At 36.4% G+C, this 22,609-nt stretch carries 22 protein-coding genes; 16 read left to right on the top strand and 6 right to left on the bottom strand.

The features are described from left to right. Window positions 1-9: 9 nt before the first annotated feature. The 3 genes from KHA96_RS19325 to KHA96_RS19315 all read left to right on the top strand — a co-directional run bounded on the left by KHA96_RS19325 (window position 10) and on the right by KHA96_RS19315 (window position 2,998). Window positions 10-1,689, top strand: coding sequence for a cbb3-type cytochrome c oxidase subunit I (locus KHA96_RS19325; protein WP_213130944.1), 1,680 nt, complete (start codon window positions 10-12; stop codon window positions 1,687-1,689). 115 nt (window positions 1,690-1,804) lie between these two features. Continuing rightward, entirely contained in the window at window positions 1,805-2,437 is a 633-nt protein-coding gene (locus KHA96_RS19320) for an SCO family protein (RefSeq protein ID WP_213130943.1), read from the top strand. Between the two features lie 3 nt (window positions 2,438-2,440). Beyond that, on the top strand, window positions 2,441-2,998 hold the full coding sequence (locus KHA96_RS19315) for a hypothetical protein (protein ID WP_213130942.1): 558 nt from the start codon (window positions 2,441-2,443) through the stop codon (window positions 2,996-2,998). Here KHA96_RS19315 and KHA96_RS19310 read toward each other — a convergent pair. Further along, entirely contained in the window at window positions 2,973-4,013 is a 1,041-nt protein-coding gene (locus KHA96_RS19310; RefSeq protein ID WP_249315762.1) for a mechanosensitive ion channel family protein, read from the bottom strand. The genes KHA96_RS19315 and KHA96_RS19310 overlap by 26 nt on opposite strands. A gap of 73 nt (window positions 4,014-4,086) precedes the next feature. Here KHA96_RS19310 and KHA96_RS19305 point away from each other — a divergent pair, with 73 nt between their 5' ends. Together KHA96_RS19305 and KHA96_RS19300 are read left to right on the top strand one after the other, a co-directional pair. After that, entirely contained in the window at window positions 4,087-4,695 is a 609-nt protein-coding gene (locus KHA96_RS19305; protein WP_213130941.1) for a class I SAM-dependent methyltransferase, read from the top strand. A 44-nt stretch (window positions 4,696-4,739) separates the two neighbouring features. After that, the gene (locus KHA96_RS19300) at window positions 4,740-5,051 is read left to right on the top strand and encodes a DUF3892 domain-containing protein (protein WP_213130940.1); all 312 of its coding nucleotides are present in this window, start codon (window positions 4,740-4,742) and stop codon (window positions 5,049-5,051) included. Window positions 5,052-5,174: 123 nt separating this feature from the next. On the opposite strand, the gene KHA96_RS19295 is transcribed toward KHA96_RS19300, so the two are convergent. Both KHA96_RS19295 and KHA96_RS19290 read right to left on the bottom strand, forming a co-directional pair. Further along, on the bottom strand, window positions 5,175-5,585 hold the full coding sequence (locus KHA96_RS19295) for a YuzC family spore coat inner layer protein (RefSeq protein ID WP_213130939.1): 411 nt from the start codon (window positions 5,583-5,585) through the stop codon (window positions 5,175-5,177). A gap of 139 nt (window positions 5,586-5,724) precedes the next feature. Further along, on the bottom strand, window positions 5,725-6,570 hold the full coding sequence (locus tag KHA96_RS19290; RefSeq protein ID WP_213130938.1) for an AraC family transcriptional regulator: 846 nt from the start codon (window positions 6,568-6,570) through the stop codon (window positions 5,725-5,727). A 189-nt stretch (window positions 6,571-6,759) separates the two neighbouring features. Between KHA96_RS19290 and KHA96_RS19285 the strand changes: the two genes are divergently transcribed. From KHA96_RS19285 to KHA96_RS19275, 3 genes are all read left to right on the top strand, one after another. Further along, window positions 6,760-8,157 carry an ABC transporter substrate-binding protein gene (locus KHA96_RS19285; RefSeq protein WP_213130937.1) on the top strand — a complete coding sequence of 466 codons (1,398 nt, stop codon included), beginning with the start codon at window positions 6,760-6,762 and terminating at the stop codon, window positions 8,155-8,157. 18 nt (window positions 8,158-8,175) lie between these two features. Continuing rightward, the gene (locus KHA96_RS19280) at window positions 8,176-8,967 is read left to right on the top strand and encodes a histidinol-phosphatase HisJ family protein (RefSeq protein ID WP_213130936.1); all 792 of its coding nucleotides are present in this window, start codon (window positions 8,176-8,178) and stop codon (window positions 8,965-8,967) included. 96 nt (window positions 8,968-9,063) lie between these two features. Beyond that, window positions 9,064-10,248 (top strand): MFS transporter, encoded by a 1,185-nt coding sequence (locus KHA96_RS19275; protein WP_349305801.1) that lies wholly within the window; start codon window positions 9,064-9,066, stop codon window positions 10,246-10,248. A 35-nt stretch (window positions 10,249-10,283) separates the two neighbouring features. Here the strand turns inward: KHA96_RS19275 and KHA96_RS19270 are convergent, their stop codons facing one another. Next, window positions 10,284-11,753: a cellulase family glycosylhydrolase gene (locus KHA96_RS19270; protein WP_213130934.1), complete on the bottom strand. Its 1,470-nt coding sequence runs from the start codon at window positions 11,751-11,753 to the stop codon at window positions 10,284-10,286. A 132-nt stretch (window positions 11,754-11,885) separates the two neighbouring features. On the opposite strand from KHA96_RS19270, the gene KHA96_RS19265 reads away from it, so the two are divergent. Next, window positions 11,886-12,707 carry an ABC transporter ATP-binding protein gene (locus KHA96_RS19265; protein ID WP_213130933.1) on the top strand — a complete coding sequence of 274 codons (822 nt, stop codon included), beginning with the start codon at window positions 11,886-11,888 and terminating at the stop codon, window positions 12,705-12,707. 422 nt (window positions 12,708-13,129) lie between these two features. Here the strand turns inward: KHA96_RS19265 and KHA96_RS19260 are convergent, their stop codons facing one another. Beyond that, complete coding sequence (locus KHA96_RS19260) at window positions 13,130-13,744, bottom strand: YktB family protein (protein ID WP_213130932.1); 615 nt, start codon at window positions 13,742-13,744, stop codon at window positions 13,130-13,132. A gap of 131 nt (window positions 13,745-13,875) precedes the next feature. Continuing rightward, window positions 13,876-14,040 carry a hypothetical protein gene (locus tag KHA96_RS19255; protein WP_213130931.1) on the bottom strand — a complete coding sequence of 55 codons (165 nt, stop codon included), beginning with the start codon at window positions 14,038-14,040 and terminating at the stop codon, window positions 13,876-13,878. 113 nt (window positions 14,041-14,153) lie between these two features. Between KHA96_RS19255 and KHA96_RS19250 the strand changes: the two genes are divergently transcribed. The 7 genes from KHA96_RS19250 to KHA96_RS19220 all read left to right on the top strand — a co-directional run bounded on the left by KHA96_RS19250 (window position 14,154) and on the right by KHA96_RS19220 (window position 22,440). Beyond that, window positions 14,154-15,134, top strand: coding sequence for a 2-hydroxyacid dehydrogenase (locus KHA96_RS19250; protein ID WP_213131113.1), 981 nt, complete (start codon window positions 14,154-14,156; stop codon window positions 15,132-15,134). 594 nt (window positions 15,135-15,728) lie between these two features. Then, window positions 15,729-16,460, top strand: a complete 732-nt coding sequence (locus KHA96_RS19245; RefSeq protein WP_213130930.1) for a GntR family transcriptional regulator — start codon at window positions 15,729-15,731, stop codon at window positions 16,458-16,460. Window positions 16,461-16,565: 105 nt separating this feature from the next. After that, window positions 16,566-17,843, top strand: coding sequence for an ABC transporter substrate-binding protein (locus tag KHA96_RS19240; RefSeq protein ID WP_213130929.1), 1,278 nt, complete (start codon window positions 16,566-16,568; stop codon window positions 17,841-17,843). A 289-nt stretch (window positions 17,844-18,132) separates the two neighbouring features. Next, window positions 18,133-19,077, top strand: a complete 945-nt coding sequence (locus KHA96_RS19235) for a carbohydrate ABC transporter permease (RefSeq protein WP_213130928.1) — start codon at window positions 18,133-18,135, stop codon at window positions 19,075-19,077. A gap of 13 nt (window positions 19,078-19,090) precedes the next feature. Continuing rightward, on the top strand, window positions 19,091-19,930 hold the full coding sequence (locus tag KHA96_RS19230; RefSeq protein WP_249315759.1) for a carbohydrate ABC transporter permease: 840 nt from the start codon (window positions 19,091-19,093) through the stop codon (window positions 19,928-19,930). 45 nt (window positions 19,931-19,975) lie between these two features. Then, window positions 19,976-21,139 carry an N-acetylglucosamine-6-phosphate deacetylase gene (nagA, locus tag KHA96_RS19225; protein ID WP_213130927.1) on the top strand — a complete coding sequence of 388 codons (1,164 nt, stop codon included), beginning with the start codon at window positions 19,976-19,978 and terminating at the stop codon, window positions 21,137-21,139. Between the two features lie 38 nt (window positions 21,140-21,177). Continuing rightward, window positions 21,178-22,440, top strand: a complete 1,263-nt coding sequence (locus tag KHA96_RS19220; RefSeq protein ID WP_213130926.1) for a Gfo/Idh/MocA family protein — start codon at window positions 21,178-21,180, stop codon at window positions 22,438-22,440. Window positions 22,441-22,609: the final 169 nt, after the last annotated feature.

Raw genomic sequence — 22,609 nt, 5'->3', positions numbered from 1 at the left:
GTGTATGAAATGGAAGCAGTGGTAAAAGAGACGTTTAAGGAAAAAGCGAATAAAGCATTAGGAATCAGTCCAGAAGATGCAATATTAACGAAATCATACTTATTAGTAGCATTTGCAGCCTTACTTGTTGGAGGAATCCTTGGATTATTACAAGGATTGAACCGTGCAGGACTTCTGGAATTGCCATCATGGTTTAACTATTATCAAGTTCTGACAGCGCATGGATTATTGTTAGTTCTCGTATTAACTGCATTTTTTACAATCGGTTACTTTTATGCCGGACTTTCTCATACGTTAGGGGGGCTTCTTCCAAAGGTTCGGAAAATGGCTTGGATCGGTTTTGGAATGAAGCTAGTAGGTTTCGTATTTGCAGTCGTTCCCATTTTGTTAAATAAAGCATCTGTTTTATATACATTTTATCCGCCAATGGCAGCATCACCCTATTATTACATTGGATTAGTCTTCATCGTATTAGGTGTATGGATGTGTGCTTTTGGAGCATTTATGCAAGTGGCGGACTGGAGAAAAAAACATAAAGGGCAGCACATACCAATTCTTTCCTTCTTTGCTACAGGCGTTTTCGTACTCTTGTTTTTCGGTAGTATCCCTGTCGCCATTGAAGTGTTAACGATTATTCCTTGGTCATTCGGCTGGGTAAAAACAATTAACGTTATGGTAGCTCGTACACTATTTTGGGCATTCGGTCATACGTTAGTAAACATTTGGTATTTGACCGCCGTTTCAGCATGGTATACAATCGTACCAAAAATTATTGGCGGTCGCCGTTGGAATGATACGCTGACTCGATTTGTAGTTATCGCGTTAGTCATTATGAATATTCCTGGCGGCTTCCACCATCAAATTATCGACCCAGGTATTTCAGAATCCATTAAATATATGCACGTATTTATGAGCTTAGCAATCGGATTCCCTTCTTTAATGACCGCTTATGCAATGTTTGCAGTCTTTGAAAGGACTGCAAGGAAGAAAGGCGGAAAAGGATTACTTGGCTGGTACAAAAAATTGCCATGGGGCGATGTACGCTTCTTAGCTCCAATGATCGCTATGATCGCATTTATTCCGGCTGGAGCGGGTGGAATTGCACAAACAACAAACCAGTTAAACCAGGTCGTTCATAACACATTATGGGTAGTCGGCCACTTTCATTTGACAGTTGGAACATCAGTTATTCTAACATTTTTTGGAATTAGTTACTGGTTAGTGCCTTATATTTCAAAACGTGTGTTAACACCAAAAATGAATAAATTAGGCGTCATCCAAACGATTATTTGGACAATTGGGATGACATGTATGTCTGCATCCATGCACTATGTTGGACTCTTAGGAGCTCCAAGAAGAACTTCCTATACAACATACGGAGATAATGCAACAGCATTAGGCTGGGATCCATACTTAATGCTATTAGCAGTCGGAGGAACCCTCCTTATCATCGGTGTATTCATGCAAGTGTATGCAGTCATTCACCTAATGTTCTTTGCACCAAAAGGCGAAACCGAATTCCCAATCGCCGAAGAAGAAGAAACTGCCGTCAAAACCCCATACTGGACAGAACGCTGGAGCCGAACCATCCTACTCATGCTCCTCGTCGTCGCCATGGGCTACGTCATCCCACTCGTCGACTTTATCATCAACGCACCACCAGGATCACCGCCATTTAAAACCTGGTAAATCTCGAGTGCCTGGCACTCGAACAACTCAGACACAATTCCGAATTGTTTCAGAGTTGTTTGGGTGCCTGGCACTCAAACAATTCATGTGCCTGGCACCAAAAAGGATGTGATTAATGATGAGGGCAGGATGTAATTTGTTAGCGATCATGTTTGTTTTGGTATTTGGTTTTGTGTTGTTTTATACGGGGACGGATGGGTTTCGCAGCTTTACGGCGGAGTCTGCGAGGGTTAGTAAGTTGATGGAGGAGAAGCCGGCGTTTCCGAATGTGATGCTGGAGGATAGTAAAGGACGGGAGTATAGTATTTCGGAGTTTAAGGGGAAGTATGTATTAATTTCGTTTATGTATACGTCGTGCACGACTGTTTGTGTGGATTTGGAGTGGAATATGTCGCAAGTATTTCAGCAAATACCAGACAAATATAAAGGGGAAGAAATTGACTTTTTAAGCATTAGCTTTGATCCAAAAAGAGATACACCGGATATTTTAGATAAGTACCGGGTCCATTTTAGTAGTGATGGAGAAATTTGGAGGATGGCTAGAATTCCAAATCAACAAGAATTGGATACCTTATTAAAAGAGTTCGGAGTTATTGTTATTCCAGACGAATATGGAAACTTTGCTCATAATTCCGCTTTTTATTTAGTCGATAAAAAAGGGACTCTTATTGAAGTGATGGATTATAAAAATGTAGATGGAGCAATAAAGAAAATTGTAAGTACGATTGAAAAAGAAGGGGAGGAATAGGTTATGAAACAATCATTATATGGTCTCGTTTTATTTATTTTCTTAATTATTCCTCCAGTTGCTTCTTTAATGGAATCCGTCATGATTATTCATATGCATATGCAAATGCCGTTATTGATCATTGCAGGATTTCTTATGGGAAGGTTTTTCCAGCTTCAATTTCCACGATTTTTTGAAAAGTGGAATCAAAATGGAATGCCGGGAATTTTATTATTCACGATTATTTGGGTATATTGGATGATCCCGCGAACAATGGACGATGCACTAACTATTCAAACTGTAGAAATTTTTAAGTTTGTAAGCTTGCCTTTTTTAGCTGGCGTGCCACTACGTGATAGTTGGAAAAAACTCGACAGTAAATGGAAAAATGTCATTTTTATCAGTTTTACTATTATGTTTATTGGAATGGGCTGGCTATACATTTTTGCTCCAGTACAATTATGCAATAATTATTTATTAATTCAGCAAATCACCCTTGGTTGGGGCTTTATGACAATGGCAATTTGTATGGTTATTTATCTTTTTTATATTACCTTTACTGACTCTTCGAAATATGAATAGGATTTATACAACTGGCAAGTTCAATATTATTTTCTGAAAAAACTTTTGCAATGACATGTCTTATTTTGCTTTCTAAATCATCCTTAGACTCATCATTCTGCAATGGAAGTTCCACAGAAAAATCCATAGCTGAATTCCTGAGAGCAATAAATCTAATAGTAGGAGTTGATTTATCCTTTATATTTTCAACTGCTTTATAAAGTAATTCTTCAACTTTTTTGGAATCAAAACCAAAAGGAACGCTCACCTTCACTTCTGCAGTCAATTTTTCACCTGATCGACTATTGATGATTTGCTCGATAAAATATTGATTTGGAACAACCAATCTTCCTCCTTTATGGGTGATGACGGTAGATCTCAAGTTGATTTTTGAAATTTGGCCTACCTTTTCTTCTATTTCGATCGTTTCTCCAACCTCCATTGGCCGCTCGAATAAAATAATAATCCCCGATACAAAGTTTGCGGCAACATTGCGAAGACCAAATCCTATTCCAATTCCGAGCGTACTTACAACGACTGTAAATGCGCGCATATCTAATCCGACCGTCTGAAAGCTAATAAGCAATGCAATTATCATCACTACATAATAAATGAGGCGATTAATTGTAAAACTTAATCCAATATCAACATCAAATTTTTCATATAAAAAAGGCATAATGTGGGCATTAAATGCTTTTACAAGCCTGCTCGTAAATGTGATAATCATAATGGCTACAATAATGAGAATTAGTGATACTTCAACTCCATCTTTTTCATAAATAGGTGACAAAAGCCATGATTCATTGGAAAAATAAAAAAGGAACAAAAGGATTGTTCCGTAAAAGGTTGTCCAATTCAAAATGGCATGGATAGTAGGGAGCAAGCGCTGTTTCGACCAATCTGACTTCATCCATTTTCTTAAAAAGAAGAGCAACACCCATTTTACGAAAAAAATGGCGATCACATATACGAAAAATAAAAGAATTTGTTTTAACGATAATGTTTTTAAAAATGAGATTCCTTGAAATAGCTCCATATCAAAAATCCCCCTCGTACCGAAAATGTACCCTCTTAATAAAGGAAACAAACTAAATGGAGGAATCCGAATTGTGAATGAAAAATATTATGATGCCTTACTAAATATAAAAACAGATGGGGAACAGATGGGCTTTAATCAATCTTTTCATTACCACCGATATGAGCCAACTCCTTATAATGGGTTAGAGATTTTATTTAATGAATATGAACTAAAGGGCAGCGATCGCATCATTGATTTTGGTTGCGGGAAGGGCCGCATGCTTTTTTATATCCATCACATATTTAAATCCTCCGTTACGGGAATTGAAATGAATGAGGAGTTGTATCGAGAAGCGCTTGAAAATAAAAAGCGATTTATAAAGAAACATCGATCTGGAAATGACAAAATTCAGTTCCTATGCAGCCTGGCGGAAAAATATGAGATCCATCCGCAAGACAATCACTTCTATTTTTTTAATCCATTTACGATTCAAATTTTTATGAAAGTGGTCGGTAATATTTTGCGCTCCGTTGAACAGAGTAAAAGAGAAGTAAATTTAATCTTATATTACAGTTCTGAGGACTATATATTTTATTTAGAAAATCATACTCCATTTGAATTGAAAAATGAAATCATCATTCCAGATCTTTACCGGTATAATCCAAATGAGAAGTTTTTAATCTATACGTTATCTACATAAAACACTCCTAGATGGTAGAACATACTATTTGGGAGGTGTTGAAAATGGATGATAAGGATTTTGAAAAAATTTATAATGAGTACCGCGAACAGAGCGAAGAGCAAGTAATGAATGAAAGTGTTACAAATCAAGATGGAAAAGAGCATATTGTAGCTGTCAGGAAAAATGATGATGGGGATATTATTGCATTTAAAACCCAATCTGGCCGTAAATTGGATTATGTGACAGCACTCGATGAAGCGAAGTCTGGGAAGATAGCTCATATTGACGTATTTCATAAGTATGGAAGAGATATTATTCGCAGCGAACCTGATGGAATTAAAGAAAATAATTTAGATAATTTACCATCTTTTTAAATTAAAAAATAAGGATTCCTCATGGGGGTTCCTTATTTTAAAGCTGAGCGTCTATCGACTAGTAAACTTCTAGTTCTTTTCCTATCAAAGTTCTTGATGTTTGTACGTTGTCCGCTTTTCTAATCACCATTTCAATGCTAACCTTAACGTGCAGCAATCACCGGGACCTTTTGCATTTGATAACTCAATGACAAGGCCATCGGGTGTGAAATGATTTTTAGCTTTAACCGTGATTCCGGTGGATTGAATTAATTGATCTACCTTGCTTTGATTAGATTTTTGAGCAGCATCCATAATGTCGTGCGCCAATTTTGGAGTGGTGCTTATTTTATTTATTATTTTATTCGCTTCATTCACGAGGGCCTGATATTTTTGGGTTGACTGGACAAATTGTTTAGTACTAATAGGCGGAAACATTTGTCGCGGGATCGTCGTTTGTGGTCCCGTCCAATACATCCAAGGGAATTGATGCATGGCTAAGACTTCCCTGTATGAATAACCATATGGATTGCAGTAATAATTAGGAGTATACAAAATTTCCCCCCTCTCCTCATACGCCATATATCATATGCTTCAGTTCACGATAAAGTTTCACATTTAACGAACCGTAGTGGTGAAAGGATGCTGCACAGCCACAAAAATAATAACCAAAAAAAACTGATCGCCAAAACGATCAGATTTTCAAAAAGTGGATGTTGCGATATTTAACAGGAGAGTATCCGGTAATTCCTTTAAAAACTCGTCCAAAATGTGTTATGCTTTCGAATCCTACTTTTTCCCCTACTTCTCCAACCTTATAACGATTCTCTTTTAATAGAGAAATGGCCTCTTTTACCCGAACATTATTAAGATACTCGATAAATGTAAATCCGGTATTTTCTTTAAATATTTTATAAAAATAAGAAGGGCTAATATAAAATTTTCTTGAGATTTCTTCCACTGTCAAACGTTGTTGATAATGTTGGTTGATAAAGTCAACTATGTCAAATACCTTTTTGTGGGTAAAATTTGTTTCAACGTCATCATCGCTACGTTTAGAATCCATGATTCTTTTAATGAAGATAAGAACCTCGAGAAGTAAAATTCTTAAGCTGTCCTCGTACCCAGCAGGGTGTATTTTAAATTCAAAGACCATTTTATCGAATAAATTTTCTATTACATTCTGTTCATTGACTTCTAATCTGATAATATTTCGTCCAGAAGAAAAAATGGAGAGCACATCGTATCCCCAACCTGTATTCAAAATCTTGTTAATAAATTCATATTTAAAAAGTAATGTGACCCTTTCAAAAGTTGTCCCGCTTGAATTAACTAGCTTGTGTATATCATTTTTATTTATGATGAGAAGTGTCCCATTAGATACTTGGTATGTTTTGTCTTCTATAAAATAATAAACATTTCCTGAAACGAGATACAGAATTTCGTACCCATCGTGATAGTGGCGGTCTGGCATTGTAGTGTGAATCTTTTTTTCTCGACTAATATCAAGAGGAGTAGCTCTATAAAAATTAGTTACCAAATCGATCCCCCCAATAAAACTTATAATAGAATATGTAGAACAGTCAGAAGAAAAAGAATATACGTATAGAATATCATTCTATCATAATGCTAATCTATACTTGCTAACATACTTAGGTAAAGGAAGGAATGACAAGAGAAGCATTTTTTATTTATTTTTGCATCAATCTAACATGGGGGAGGATATTGGATGGATGGTATTTTAAAAAAGAAATCATTTTTATTGCCTTTAATATTGCTCTTGCTTGGCGCGTTAATGTTATCTGGCTGTAGGAATAGCAGCAAAACCGAAGGAAAAAAGAATGAAAATGAAAATAAAAGCGAAAACAAAAATGAAGCTAAAGCAGAACAAATTGAAATTGTTTGGACGATGGCATCTGACCCTGTAAAAGAAAAGTGGCAGAAGGAAGTTGTTGCTTCTTTTGAAGAAAAGAATCCAGATATTAAGGTGAAAATAGAAAATTATCCATATGAGGCATTTGACCAAAAGTTAATTACGATGATTTCAAGCGGCAATCCTCCCGATGTTTGGAATCCCAACCAAGCAGAAAGTGGATTTGCAACATATATGCAAATGGGAGCACTAAAAGATTTGACTCCGTTCATTGGAGATGGAGCATCAGAACTCGAGTCAATGAACAAAGATTTGCTAAATGTTTATAAAGTTAATGGTAAATATTATGGTGTCCCATTAGTAAGTAATGCTACTTATTTATATTTTAATAAAGATTTATTTGATGCGGAAGGTATTCCTTATCCAACAACGGATTGGGATGATACTTCATGGAATTTTGAGAAGATGCTCGAAGTTGCACAACAGTTAACTCATGATGTCGGTGATCGTAAAAATCAAGTTTTTGGTTTTTCTAATTCACTCTCCCCAACGGCTATGGCATGGGCTTTTGGCGGCGACTTCTTTAAAGCAGAGGCTTACACGACTGGAAAGATGGGAGAGCCTGATTTATTCAAACAAGAAAATATCGAGGCTCTTCAATACAATGTCGACCTAATTAACAAGTATAAAGTTTCTCCAAATCAGTCAACATTAGATGCCATTTCCCAACTTGGTGATCCATTTATGACTGGAAAGGTTGCTATGACAATCACAGGTGGCTGGGGATTAGGATCTTTCAGAGAGGCGGAATTTAACTGGGGGATTGCCGCTGTTCCTTATCATGAGGGAAGAAAAGTTCCACTTTACGTTGACCCTTGGAGTATTTCCGAAACTAGTAAGCATCCTGAAGCGGCATGGAGGTTTGTTAAGCATTTGGCCGATCCTGAAAAAGAGGTGGGTCCAGCATACAAATATATGTCCGAAGTAGGAAGAACGCCTGCAGATTCAACCCTTTTTGAAATATGGTACGAAGAACAAGCGGAACTTATTGGAATGAATGTAGATGAATTTAGACAAGTGCATGAAGGGTCAATGAAACACGGCAGAGAAGCGGAAAATCATCTTATTGTAAAATTCAATGTAATTATGGAGGCGGTTAATCAAACAATGTCTTCTGTTTTTAGCGGAAAAGACAGTGTTGAGGATGGGTTAAAGAAAACAGAAGGGCATCTTCGTTCACTTGATCTAGATTAATTTATAATGGAGGTTACTATGAAATTTGATTTTCACACGCATCATGAACGTTGTGGTCACGCAAAAGGTTCTGTGAGGGAATACATCATTGCAGCTATCGATAAAGGATTACAATATATTGGAATCTCGGACCATACACCTTTATTTGCTAGAGATGAGGATCAACCATCCCCCGGCGGTGCTATGGCGAAAAGTGAATTTCCAATTTATATACAGGAAGTTCTTGATTTAAAAAAGGAATTCGCAGGGAAGATTGATGTCCTATTAGGCATCGAAGCCGATTTTATTCCAGTCCATCTGGACCTGTATAGAAAAGTAATCCATTCATATCCGTTTGACTATATTATAGGCTCTGTGCATAGGTATCACGACATAAGCATTTATGACGGGAAATTTTGGGATGGTCTAACATCAAAAGAAAAGGTTGACGTAAAAGAAAAATACTATGACTATATCTCACAATCTGCTGAAAGCGGAATGTATGATATTTTAGGCCATGTGGATGCTTTGAAGAGGTATTATTCAGGATATACGGATGTAAAGACAGAGATGACGGATTTTACTTTGAAGAAAATTTCCGAAAATGATATTGTCATTGAAATCAACTCATCTGATGAAAATTGGGCTCCAGGAGCTGACTTTCTGGAAAGAGCACTTTATCATGGTGTTAAGGTAACATTTGGCTCGGATGCCCATAAGCCAGAAGAGGTTGGAATTCATTTTGAGGAAGTCAAAGAACATTTAAAAGAAATAGGTTTTCGTGAGTGGGCTACGTTTCGTGAGAGGAAAAGATTTATGCAGCCGTTATAATAATTTTGAAGCAGGATTTCCCTGCTTCTTTTTTATCTTGCTATGCTGTTATATAATAATACTAAAATATCGTATCAGGAAATGGGAGAAGCAAAAATGAGTATATTCAAGGACTTTAAAGAGTTTTTAAGTATTAAAGGGGCATGGTATTTACTTGTTGGATTGTTTTTGTACGGAATTGGGACAGGAATTTTAGCCCCGATGAATGCGATTTATATGAGTGAAGGAATCGGCTTGACTAAAGTTCAAATCGCTTCCATTTTCTCAGTATCTGTATTAATGAATATGGCTATTACGATTATGGTTGGTTTTATTAGTGATAAAATGAAACGCAAAAAGCCATTGCCTCTATTTGCATTAGTGCTTTGCATGTTTGGACTTATCTTGTATATGAGAGCGGATACATATATAGAAGCCCTTATAGGGATGATCATTGCCATTGCTCCTTCAGGGTTAATTATGGGACAGTTTTTCGCAATGGCACGAAATCATTTCATGAAGCTTGCTCCTTCTATTTTTGAAATCGCCCAAATTTGGCTGCGTGCCATGATGAGTGTAGGATTTTTCGTAGGACTTCTTTTAGGAGCAAATTTATTCTTAATCGCTAGTTTCAAAGGAATTCTTATAGGAAATTTAGCAGGCTATTTTTTACTTTTCGTTCTCCTTCTACTATACAAGGAATATGACCCAATTGATATCGAATCAAATGTTTCAAAAGGAGAGGCGTTTTCGTTCATTATGCTATTTGCCCTGTTATTACTCGGCTGTGCAGACTCTTTAAGAGGGCTTTATTTACAGCTTGTCGTCGTTGATTTATTTGAAAAACCACAAATCATGTCTTATTTATGGAGTGTTCAAGCAGTTTTCGAATTACTTTTCATGACATTCGCAGGATATTGGGCAATGAAATTCGGAAGTAAACGTGTAATATTATTAAGTAGTTTTTGTGCACTCATTACGTATACGATCTATAGTACAAGTCCACCACTTTTCGTCTTTTTCTTAGTACAACCACTATATTCATTTTACGTTTCCGTGTTGTATGGCGTCGTGATGGGGTATGTGCAAAGAATGTTCCATACGAAAATTGGTTTCGGATCAAGTATGTACGTATTTTTATTTCAAATGGCGTCCCTGGCAGGATATGCGTTGCCGTTTTTAATTGAAGGATATAGTCCGCGAATTTTTATTATTCCAAGCATCCTCGTCGGTGTGGGAATTTTATTGATGGGCGGGCTGGCATTAAAAAATCGTCAAAAACAATTATCATTGTCAGCATAAAATGACCGGATTTCCTTTTGGGAAATCCGGTTTTGCTAATCTTGTATAACTGTAATACTACGAATTCCATCGATCAATTGGGGTATTTCTAAGTAACCTGAGTGGGAATCGTCTATTGGTCTAATTTCATATTCGCTTCTCTCAGGGCTTAAGGTAATATTCAATTTGCGAATATCTGGAAGATAAATAACGGTTGGTGCTCCTATATTCGGAGATTCATCCCATTTCATTTGGAAGGTTTTCACATGATGCTCATATCGGTATTGCAATAATTTTCCCGCGACAGCTATTGGAAAGCCACGCTGAACACCTAAAAAGGATAAGCTTTGATCCATGTTTGGGACATAACTCCAGTAAGTATCACTGCATAAGTATGCTTCTATAAGTCTCTGAATATAAAGAGAGACGTGGGCGGTATTGTTGGTTTCATAAAATGCTCCCCATTCACCAATTAACATCGGCATATTCAATCTTTTTCGTGTTTCTTCATGCCGTTCAAAAATAAACTCTAATCTACGGTCGTTTGCAGTATGGGCTAATTCTGTATCAGTTACTAAGTCATAAGCATGAGGAGCGTAGGCTTGGGCTTGCTCGTTTTCAACTGGGAGAATCATGCTAGACACTCCTAAATTTGAAAAATAATTTGTTTCTAAAAATAAAATTCCTTCTTTGTCCGATTCACGTATGGCTGCCCCCACTTTACGATACAGCATGGAAAGATGACTTTCCTCAAATGCTTGTAAAATATGAGTTGGGGAATCTATTACTCTTTTAAAGGCATCAATATTTTCAAGCAAGCTTAAATAATCATGTTTATTATTCGGATCACTCCATGCTGAAAACAATTGCTCTATATCAACTTCACCGTATCGTTCCCCATAAACTTGAGCAAATGTGCTAAACATTTGCTCATTTACTTGTTGGACAGGACTCCCTATAAACGGCTCATTCATTAAATCATAGCCAATGATGTTCGGTTCTTTGTGCAGTTTTTGGGCAAGGTATCCCCAAGCATTTATAAAATGATCTTGTATGCCAGTTCCATCAGGTCCGGGAGTGTTGTTCCAAAAGTGATCGAAGGCTTTTTGGACAGCACGATTAAATAAATAGGCATCACTCCAAACATGGCCTGGTTCATAAATTTCTCCATCCGTCATCGTGGCCCAAGCAGGTGCGCCATCTCCGAAATCCGAGCTGAATAAATCTTGGTGCATATCAAGAAACACATGAAGATCATATTTATTCGCCATCTGAATCAATTGACGTATTTTTTCAATATAAGAATCATCATATTGTCCGGGTTCTGGTTCGATTCCATCCCAGATGACACCAAACCTAATGACATTCATCCCCCAAGTATGTAAGTTTTTAAAATCTTCTTCTTTCCAAGAGCCGATATAATTTTGACTTTTATCCTTACATACCATGTTCATTCCATGAAGAAGCACGTGTCTACCGAATTCATCAACAAAATGATTTCCATTCACCTTTATACGTCCAGCCACGGTCCCATCTCCCTTAATTATTTTTATAATATAATTTTAACATTTTAAAGGCTTGAATATTTTTAAAAATGAAATATTTTAATGTTATAATAGAGGAATTCGAACAGATTAGACAAAGTGAGGGTTATGAAGGTGGAAAAAATTGTCTCAATGAAGAACGTTTCATTCAGAAGAAATAAACAGGAAATTTTAAAAGGGATAGACTGGGAAATAGCCAAGAATGAACATTGGGCAATTCTTGGTTTAAATGGATCAGGGAAAACATCCCTTCTTAATATTGTTACAGGCTATCAGTTCCCGACAACTGGTGATGTTAACGTACTTTGCCGTCAATTTGGAAAAACATATATACCGGATTTACGGAAAGAAATTGGATTTGTCAGCAGTGCGTTAGAACGATTTTCTGAAGTGCTTGATTACGAGACAGTAGAAGAAATCGTCGTAAGTGGAAAGTTCGCTTCTATCGGATTGTACGAGGAAGTAACAGCAGAGGATTGGGAGAAGGCAGATTCTTTAATAAAAAATTTCCGTCTAGATTATTTAAAAGGGAAAAGGTATAATCTCCTATCTCAAGGTGAAAAGAGAAGAGTATTGATTGCCAGATCATTAATGAGCGATCCTAAAATTCTTATCTTGGATGAACCGTGTTCAGGGTTGGATATTCTTTCCCGAGAAGACGTTTTACAATTAACGAAAGAAATTGCCAATTACAACTGCCATTTAATTTATGTAACGCATCATATCGAAGAGCTTGTAGAAGAAATCAGTCATGTCTTGCTTCTTCGTAATGGGAAAATAGTTGCCGCTGGCCCCAAGTTTGAAGTAGTAACGGATGAATTATTAACAGAAACATTTGGCATTTCCGTCGGAGTCCATTGGAAAGATAGTCGCCCGTGGCTTTCCGTGAAAAAGGAAATGGAACGGACGAAATTTGGAAAGGCAGAAACGAAATAAGTTGAATAGGACTTGTAGCCGAGAGTGAGCTATCCTTTTGTTAGATGTTCTCAATTATTAAAAGGGTCACCTAGTCACACTACAATACGCTTTATGCCTTCATGTGACGATGGGCATTTCATTGTGTTCTGAAGTAAGGTATATCGATAACACGGTCACGATGAGCGCTTCATCGTGTCCACACCCGGGAAGAAATCACCAAAACGGTCACGATAAGCGCTTAAATGTGCCCTCACCCGAGAAGAAACCGGCAGCACGGTGACGATTGGAGCTTAAATGTGCCCTCACCCGAGAAGAAACCGACAGCACGGTGACGATTGGAGCTTAAATGTGTCCTCACCCAAGAAAAAATCGCCAGCATGGTCACAATAGGGGCATTAAAATGCCCACAAGCATAAAAAAGTGCGAGCCTAGTCATGTTATTAATAAGCAAGTCTGTATATTGGAACCAATGTTTCGAACGTCTCTTTCACGAATTCAATAAAACGATCTCCATCCTGAAGAATGGGATCATTTGCATCGATATGCTTCCCAATTAAAAACTCTGCTTTCTTCACATCTCGAAATCGGGTAAGGGAATCTTTTAAATTTACATCTGCCATCGAAGCAGATTCCTTTTTCATGTGATCCAAAGATATTACATAATCTGTTGGTACAGTCTTTTTAATCGTCTGTATGTTTTTGAGTAGACTTTTGGCGATATTTGTTTTATTCGGTAATTCATAAATGAAAGCCAACCATATAAAAACATGGTCGTCGAAAAGTCCAACTTGAAAATGCGGATGCTGTTTATATCCTCGTTTATTGCCCGCAATCGCAAGCCACGTATCCTTTGGCGGATTTACTGTTCGTCTTGCATGTTTCGCTATATGTAAAAACATCTCGGATCCAATCATTGCGGACAAATCATCCGTCAATATATCGCCGATAACTTTAAATTTCGGTTGAATCCTTTGTTGGATTGCTTCCATTCTTTCCTCAAGGCCGCCTATATGAAAAGTGTTAAAATCATTTTTTATAAAACCTGTAAATTGCATATAATATATTTCCTTTCAATTCAATTTTAATAAGTTAATCATCTCATATTTTAGCTCGTATGTTAATTGGAATGGATTAAAGAAAAAAAGAAGAAATATCGCAAACGATAAATCTTCAAGAGCGAAAATCCTTATTTTTCACTTGGGTCATATTCGTCATATATAAGTCTTGTAACTGTTGTATAATCCCCCTTATCTATTTCCGATTGTGTTGCTTCCTCACCATAAGAGTCTTCATCATCAATACCTGGTGCCACCTTAGGCTCGTTCCTCCGCTTACTTTTGTCTTCTTCCATTTATTATCCCTCCCATCTCATTTATTTTTTACCAACTTCATAAAAAATATTTGAGAAAGGAATTTTGTCAGTATTGTCTGTCAATATGTTAAAATGTAAGAGTAGTTGTCGTCATAAGAGGAGGAAAAATAGTGAAGCCAAAGATTTATGTAACTCTGCCAATAACAAATGAAGTAGAAAAATATCTCTCAGAATACTGTGAAGTCAACAAATGGACTGGGGAAGGTCGTATTCCGCGAGATATTCTGTTACAAGAAATAGAAGAAGTTGATGGACTTTTAACTTCGGGAATTCGAATTGACGAAGAGCTTTTAACAAAAGCACCCAAGTTAAAAATCGTCAGCAATGTATCTGTAGGCTATAACAATTTTGATGTAGAAGCGATGCGAAAATACAATGTAATCGGCACGAACACTCCTTTTGTTCTTGATGAAACGGTGGCTGATTTAACATTTTCTCTTATTTTAGCTTCTGCGAGAAGAATTACTGAATTGGATCAGCTTGTGAAAATGGGAAATTGGTATCCAGCAAAGGATGACAAGGCCTTTTTTGGCTTAGATGTACATAGTTCAACAATTGGGATCGTAGGGATGGGAAGAATTGGAGAAGCAGTAGCAAGAAGGGCAAAATTTGGATTTAATATGGATGTACTTTATTATAACCGTAACAGAAAGCCGGATGCGGAGGAAAAATATGAGGCTGAATATTGCGATTTAGATTCCTTATTGAAAAAATCCGATTTTGTTGTAATGCTTACACCACTTACACCGGAAACAGAGCATCTAATCGGAGAAAGAGAATTTAAACTGATGAAGAAGACCGCGTTTTTTATTAACGTTTCCCGCGGAAAGACGGTTGACGAAAAAGCTTTGATCCGAGCTTTGGAAGACAAAGAAATCTATGGTGCTGGACTTGATGTTTTTCAAAAAGAGCCAGTAGAAAAGGATAACCCATTACTAAAAATGCAAAACGTTGTAACCGTTCCACATATAGGATCCGCTACAGAGAAAACAAGAGATGCGATGATGATGCGGGCAGTGCAGAACATAGTGGCTGGTGTAACTGGGAAAGGTGAAGTTGATTCGGTTTACTAGAATATGGGATGAAATATGTAGTATAACGATTTCCAATATGAATATTACTAATAGAATTATTGAAGAATAACCCAGAACATTTGTTTTGGGTTATTTATATTTTCATTAGAATTCATATTCTAAATAAAAAAATAAAGGGTTGACCCAACAACCCTACCGTGTTATGATTTCAATAATTCTAAATGTTTAGCTTATTTGCGGTCTTCAATAAAGAACTTATTCTCTACAATTGTATCTCACTTACTTACTTTCACCTATCACCTCAAGATATAATAGCGAATTATTTCACCTCAGATTAACACACCATTTATTTCAACATATTCAAGAAATTTTCCTGATTTTTAACTCATAATCTTACACCACTATATAAGTATTCTTCTTAATTTTTCTCTACCTTTAATGGATCAAAAGTAACTAAATTTAAAAGATAGTATTTATGAAAATAATTAGATTCTAATTTAATAGCTTCTTCTTATCTTCTAAATTAAATAAATCTTGTTGATACAAAAATTCATTTCATATTCTAACAAGTAACATAGATTCAGTATTTATAATTGAAAACATAAAAAAACCGTCCACTGCAAGGGGGAAAAAATGGAGAAAATATTGGATAGTAGAAGCATTCTTCCGCTTTATCATCAATTACAAGAAATATTGAGGGAAAATATTGAATCGGGAATTTGGAAACCAAGCGATATGATCCCTTCGGAAAATCAATTAATGCAAGAATATAATATTAGTAGAAATACTGTTAAGAAAGCTATTGAAAATCTTGTTCAGGATGGAATCTTATATCGTGTGCAAGGAAAAGGAACTTTTGTATCGAAGCCGAAATTTGAACAGTCACTGATTGGTTTTTATAGTTTCAGTAAAGTAATGAAGGAAAGAGGATTGTCGCCTAAGGATGTTATTGAAAATATTGAAAAAATGAAAGCGAAACCAAGGATTGCTAAGCAATTAAAAATTAATGAAGAAGATTATGTTTTTGAATTAAAACGTATACGTTATGCCCAAGGTGAACCAGTGATTTTTGAAACATCTTACATACCAGAAAAATATTGCCCTACACTATCTCGTGAAAAGCTAGAGAAAAATTCTCTTTATGATTTAATGCAAAAAGAATATGGGATTTTTGTTACAAAGGCAAAAGAAACATTTGAACCTATCCTAATCAGGTCATATGAAAGTCAGTTCTTAGAGGTGGAGGTAGGTTATCCTGCATTGGCACTCGATAGAATAGCCTTTGATGTATATGAAGTTCCTATAGAATTTTGCCACTCAATTGTTCGAGGTGATCGCTGTAGATTTTATACAGAATTATTATAAATGTAAATCATCAAGATCCCGAAACATACCGAATAGTGGAATACCTTTTTGCGTAAATACGCAGAAAGAATAAATAAAACTACTAAATTCTTAGGGGGATTGTGAATGAAAAAGTATTTGTCCATTATTGTTGTACTATTATTTATGTTTTTGTCTGGATGCTCGGGTGATGGAAAAACGACTGGCGGCGGAGGTAAATCAAAGTCCGGTGATGTAACCTTGACTTATGCAATTTGGGATGCAAACCAAGCACCTGCCCTTCAACAAATTGCGGATAAATTTACGGAAGAAAATCCTAATATTAAGGTTAAGGTTGAAGTTACACCTTGGGATCAATATTGGACGAAGTTAGAAACTGCCGCAACTGGCGGGAGCTTACCTGATCTCTTTTGGCTAAATGCATCTAATATTCAAAAGTATGCTAAAGGTAAAGTGTTATTACCGATTACCGAACAAGCTGATTTAGATAAAGTAGATTTGTCTAAATATCCAGAGGCGCTTGTTAATATCTATACAGTAGATAATGAGCTTTATGCTTTTCCGAAAGATTTTGATACGATCGGTCTTTGGTATAACAAAGAACTATTTGATAATGCAGGGTTAGAATATCCAAATGAAAATTGGACATGGGATGATCTAATTGAAAATGCAAAAAAATTAACCGATGAAGGAAATGGTATTTGGGGATTTGCATCACCTCTTGCAGGACAAACGGGTATTTATAATACAGTTTATCAGGCTGGTGGATATATTCTTAATGATGACTTAACCCATGCTGGCCATGCAGATGAAAAGACGTTAAAAGGAATTAAATTTATGTATGACATGATCCATACACATAAAGTTTCTCCTACAGTTGCACAAATGACAGATACTCCTGCAGCATCACTATTTGAATCTGGTAAAGTTGCTATGTTGTTTGAAGGATCATGGATGCAAGTGGAATTTGCAAAGAACGAATATACAAAAGATAAAGTAGACGTTACAGCATTACCTGCTGGTGAAAAAGATGCGGTAGTCATTCATGGACTTGGAAATGTTATTGCCAAAAACACTAAGTATCCTGAAGAAGCTTGGAAGTTTTCAAAGTTTTTAGGATCGGAACAAGCACATAAAATCCAAGCTGAAACTGGTACTGTTATTCCAGCATATCAAGGAACACAAGATGCTTGGGTACAATCAAATCCTAATTTCAATTTACAAGTATTTATTGACATGACTCAAGATTCAGTACCTTATCCTGTTTCAATCGAAACAAGAAAATGGCAGCAAATTGAAACAGAAATTCTTACTCAAGCATGGGCAGGAAATAAAAGTCTTGAGGATGCAGCTAAGGAAGTTGCTGAGAAGGTAGATGAAGTCCTAGCAGAGGAAAAGAAATAAATATATTTTGTGAGGAGGAGGCTGGGACATAACTAAAACAATCAAACCTAAAGTCGAACAATGATCTAACTTAGCGGAGGAAATATACGAAGACTCCTGTGGGAGGAAGGCATAGGTGAGACCCCGCAGCTCGGGACGAGCGAGGAGGCTCGCCAGCCGCCCACGGAAAGCGAAGTATATTTCCGGAGCGGGTATATACACTAAACAACCTATTGTTCGGATTTATCTTTGTCGGAAATAGTTATGTCCTTGTCACTTCTTCCAAAATAGTAAATTAGGGGTGAGATCAATGCAGCAAATACAGGCCCATAAAGGAGAAGTCCCTTTAAATAAGAAACCGAAAAGAAAATTAAGCAGTACTAAAAGATCTGATTATTTTTGGGCGTATGCGATGATATTCCCAACAATGGCAGGTACTCTTATTTTTAATATTTGGCCCGTTTTTCAATCATTCTATTTAAGCCTAACCGAATGGGGAGGGTTTGGACAATACTCATTTTCAGGATTGGTAAACTATAAACGGCTTTTTCAAGATCCAAATCTTATTTCAGCTTTTAAAAATACAGCCATATTTACCGTAATATCCGTCCCATTAGGGATTTCATTATCTATTTTGGTAGCGGTTCTATTAAACCAAAAAATTCGAGGAGTATCATTTTATCGAACTCTTTATTTTCTTCCTGTCGTTACAATGCCCGCTGCAGTAGCAATCGTTTGGAAATGGCTCTATAACGCAGACTTTGGTTTAATTAACTACGTGTTAAGTTTAGTCGGAATCAAAGGTCCAGGCTGGTTGACAGACCCGTCAATAGCACTTTATTCGTTAGTTTTAGTAGCAGTATGGGGGGCAATCGGTTATAACATGGTCATTATTTTATCAGGTTTGCAAGGTATATCGAAAACGTATTACGAAGCAGCTGAAATTGATGGAGCGAGTCCCATTTCGCAGTTTTTTAAAATTACCCTACCATTATTAACACCAACACTGTTTTTTGTTTCCGTTATGTCATTGATCAATACATTTCAAGTATTTGAATTAGTATTTATGATGATTGGGCCAAATAGCCCAGTTATTCGCGATACACATACTTTAGTTTATTTATTTTACGAGGAAGCCTTCATTAATAATGATAAAGGCTATGCGGCCGCCATCTCTCTCTTTATTTTTGTGATTATCTTAATATTCACGATCTTACAATTTAGAATGCAAGAGAAATGGGTTCATTATGATTGAGGAGGGATATTAAATGTCTGTACATAGTATTTCGAATGGGAAACCCAAAAGAGCAATGATCCATATCGTTTTAATATTAGGAGCAATTATTATGACCACCCCATTTTTATGGATGGTTTTAACAGCTTTGAAAACGTTTGGAGAATCAACCCAAGTACCTCCAGTTATTTTTCCAAGTCATCTTGAATGGAAAAACTTTACTGAAATATTTATTACATTACCGTTTTTTAACTTTTATTGGAACACCATATTCACTACCTTTTTTAAAACTCTTGGACAATTAGTATTTTGTTCGTTAGCTGCATATGCATTTGCTAGGATAGATTTTCCTGGAAAAAACGTTTTGTTCATTTTACTATTATCGATTTTAATGGTCCCAAATCAAGCGTATATCATTCCACAGTATTTAATCATGGTTAAATTGGAATGGCTAAACTCACTGAAGGCTTTAATTGTACCCGGTATTACGAGTGCCTTTGGAACTTTCTTACTTAGACAGTTTTTTATGACTATCCCTGGCGAGCTTGAAGATGCAGCAAAATTGGATGGGTGTAATCGTTTTCAGATTTACTGGCGAGTTATGCTTCCATTAGCTAAACCAGGACTGATTGCACATGCAATCTTCACCATTTTATGGTCTTGGAATGATTTAATGTGGCCTCTTATAGTTAATAATTCACCGAGTAAGATGCCTTTATCTGCTGGTTTAGCATCTCTTCAAGGACAATATATAACGGATTTCCCTGTTCTAATGGCAGGCTCCCTACTTGCAACTTGGCCAATGATTCTTATGTTTATTGTATTGCAAAAACAGTTTGTTCAAGGAATCGCTTTGACAGGGACGAAAGGATAAAGTAAGTTTTTCTTAAAAGTATATATTACAAGGAAGGACGTTTTTATGAAAAACCAAGTAACTCTATTTAAAAATGCTAGTATCTTTATGTTAGATAGGATCATTGATCAAGGTTGGATACTAGTTAATGAGAATGGAAAAATTGAAGAAATCGGTGAAGGAAGCCCAGAAGTTTTAACTCATGATGTAATTGTAGATGTACAGGGGAAATCTATTATTCCTGGTCTTATTGACGTTCATATTCATGGTGGAAACGGATATAGTTTCTTGGATGGAAGATATGATTCCTTAGCAGAAATTAGTGCTTTTCATGCTAAACATGGCACAACTGCATTTTTAGCGACGACTTCTACTGCATCAAAAGAAAGAATTATTAAAGCCTTAACTTGCGCCGCGGAGTCGTTTGAGAAAGGAATGCCGGGAGCCGATTTAGTAGGAGTGCATTTGGAAGGACCTTTTATTAATGAAAAAAGAAGTGGAGCTCAAGAAAAGTCCGATATTCGTTTACCATCTATTAATGAAATTGATGAATACATGGAAGCTTCCAAAAATCTTATTAAATTAGTAACCCTTGCCCCGGAAGTTAAAAATGGTTATGAAGCAGTGAAATATTTCAATGATCTAGGAGTAACAGTTTCTATTGGACACTCCGATGCAAATTTTAAAGAGGTAATTGAAGCGATTCAGTCTGGTGCAACACATACAACTCACCATTTTAATGGGATGAGTCCTTTGCATCATCGAGAACCCGGAGTTGCTGGTGCGGGATTGGTTTTAAAAGAACTTACAACAGAAATTATCGCAGATGGCATCCATGTACACCCGGAGATGGTAAAGCTTCTTTTTGAAATGAAAGGAGTTTGGAATATTTGCGCTATCACGGATGCTGTATTTTGTGCAGGTCTTCCAGACGGAGAATATGAACGTGTTTATGTAACAGATGGTCAAGTATATCTATCAGATGGGTCAACCCTTGCAGGAAGTACTTTGACAATGATTCAGTCACTGAAAAATGTGATTTCCTTTACTGGGTATTCTCTGTTTGATGTGCTTCCTTCTTACACAATGGTACCTGCAAGACAAGCTAAGATCGATCATTTAAAGGGATCAATTGAAAAGGGGAAGGATGCCGACTTTTTAATCATTGATGATGAGTTCTCCATTTTATCTACTTATGTAAAAGGGCTTGAGGTGTTTAAGCTATCTTAGTTTCTATATAAATTTATGATGGAAAGGATGATAAAAAAATGATATATGCTGCTTTAATTGGTGCTGGTGCTAGAGGGATGAATGCATATGCTAGTTATGCAATAAAAAACCCACAAGAAATTAAGTTTATTGCCGTTGCAGAAGAAAATCCCGAAAGACGGGAGAAGTTTGCTAGAGATCATAATATTCCTGTAGATATGCAATTTTCAAGTTGGGAACAGCTTTTAGATCAACCAAAAATATGTGAGGCATTATTAATTTGTACGCAAGATCGCATGCATTATGATCCTACTATGAAAGCAATTAAGAAAGGTTATAAAATATTATTGGAAAAACCGATGTCACCAATTCCAGCGGAATCATTAGAAATGGCAGAGGAAGCTGAAAAACATGGAAGTCTCTTATCTGTTTGTCATGGTATGAGATATTCGACATATTATAGAGCAGTAAAGCGCTTGCTCGAAGAAAAAGTGATTGGAAGAATCACAGCTATACAGTGGAATGAAAATGTTGGTGTTTTACATCATTCTCATAGCTTTGTCCGTGGAAATTGGCGTAATTCCAAGGAATCAAGTCCGATGATTTTGCAAAAAAGCTGTCATGATATGGATATGTTGCAGTGGCTGGTCGGAGCGGAATGTGTGAAAGTCTCATCTTTTGGGAGCTTAACCTATTTTAATGAGGAAAATGCTCCAGAAGGTTCTACCGCTAGATGCACAGATGGTTGTAAGGTAGAAAGAGAATGCCCATTCTCAGCGATTAAAATGTATTTAAATGAGAAGGATGAATGGCCTTCAAATGTAGTCACCCTTGAACCAAAATATGAAAAAAGACTAAAGGCCTTGCAAGAAGGGCCATATGGAAGATGTGTCTATCGCTGTGATAATGACGTGGTTGATCATCAAGTCGTTAATCTTTTATTTGACAATGAAGTCACTGTGGCATTTACGATGTCCGCATTTACGAACGAGATAAGTAGAACGTTCAAAATCATGGGAACAAAAGGTGAAATCCGCGGGAACCATTATATTAATGAAATTGAAATTAAACATTTTTCTGGAAGAGTTGAAAAAATTAATCCGGAAAAAGTTGAAGGGGGACATGATGGAGCTGACACGCTAATCATGGAAGATTTCGTTAAACAAGTTAGAAGCAATGTAAACAAGAGTCATAGCTCAGGTATAGTTTCGGCAAAAAGTCACTTAATTGCATTTGCCGCTGAAGAATCAAGAATATCAGGAAAAACGATTGATATGAATGATTACGTAACCCAATTGAGAAATAATAGAACAGTAGTATGATAAAAAGACTAACTTTCCTGTCATTAAGCTACCATTGAAGGGGAAAGTGAAGTTAGTTGGACCAAATTTGAAGCTTTAATAGCTTCTAAATAATAAATGTTAATTTCGAGTAGGAACATTTTGCTTCCTACTCGTTTATTGATATCTTAAATGTTAAATAACGTATAAA

Source organism: Bacillus sp. FJAT-49711, assembly GCF_018343715.1.
GTDB lineage: Bacteria > Bacillota > Bacilli > Bacillales > Bacillaceae_C > Lederbergia.
Note: the sequence above shows the minus strand (reverse complement) of the source record. Positions and strands in the feature narration are given on the sequence as shown.

Coding starts and splice junctions, on each gene's coding strand:
- KHA96_RS19325 (WP_213130944.1), top strand. CDS start 10: ATGGAAGCAGTGGTAAAAGAGACGTTTAAGGAAAAAGCGAATAAAGCA.
- KHA96_RS19320 (WP_213130943.1), top strand. CDS start 1,805: ATGATGAGGGCAGGATGTAATTTGTTAGCGATCATGTTTGTTTTGGTA.
- KHA96_RS19315 (WP_213130942.1), top strand. CDS start 2,441: ATGAAACAATCATTATATGGTCTCGTTTTATTTATTTTCTTAATTATT.
- KHA96_RS19310 (WP_249315762.1), bottom strand. CDS start 4,013: ATGGAGCTATTTCAAGGAATCTCATTTTTAAAAACATTATCGTTAAAA.
- KHA96_RS19300 (WP_213130940.1), top strand. CDS start 4,740: ATGGATGATAAGGATTTTGAAAAAATTTATAATGAGTACCGCGAACAG.
- KHA96_RS19285 (WP_213130937.1), top strand. CDS start 6,760: ATGGATGGTATTTTAAAAAAGAAATCATTTTTATTGCCTTTAATATTG.
- KHA96_RS19280 (WP_213130936.1), top strand. CDS start 8,176: ATGAAATTTGATTTTCACACGCATCATGAACGTTGTGGTCACGCAAAA.
- KHA96_RS19275 (WP_349305801.1), top strand. CDS start 9,064: ATGAGTATATTCAAGGACTTTAAAGAGTTTTTAAGTATTAAAGGGGCA.
- KHA96_RS19260 (WP_213130932.1), bottom strand. CDS start 13,744: ATGCAATTTACAGGTTTTATAAAAAATGATTTTAACACTTTTCATATA.
- KHA96_RS19255 (WP_213130931.1), bottom strand. CDS start 14,040: ATGGAAGAAGACAAAAGTAAGCGGAGGAACGAGCCTAAGGTGGCACCA.
- KHA96_RS19245 (WP_213130930.1), top strand. CDS start 15,729: ATGGAGAAAATATTGGATAGTAGAAGCATTCTTCCGCTTTATCATCAA.
- KHA96_RS19240 (WP_213130929.1), top strand. CDS start 16,566: ATGAAAAAGTATTTGTCCATTATTGTTGTACTATTATTTATGTTTTTG.
- KHA96_RS19235 (WP_213130928.1), top strand. CDS start 18,133: ATGCAGCAAATACAGGCCCATAAAGGAGAAGTCCCTTTAAATAAGAAA.
- KHA96_RS19230 (WP_249315759.1), top strand. CDS start 19,091: ATGTCTGTACATAGTATTTCGAATGGGAAACCCAAAAGAGCAATGATC.
- nagA (WP_213130927.1), top strand. CDS start 19,976: ATGAAAAACCAAGTAACTCTATTTAAAAATGCTAGTATCTTTATGTTA.
- KHA96_RS19220 (WP_213130926.1), top strand. CDS start 21,178: ATGATATATGCTGCTTTAATTGGTGCTGGTGCTAGAGGGATGAATGCA.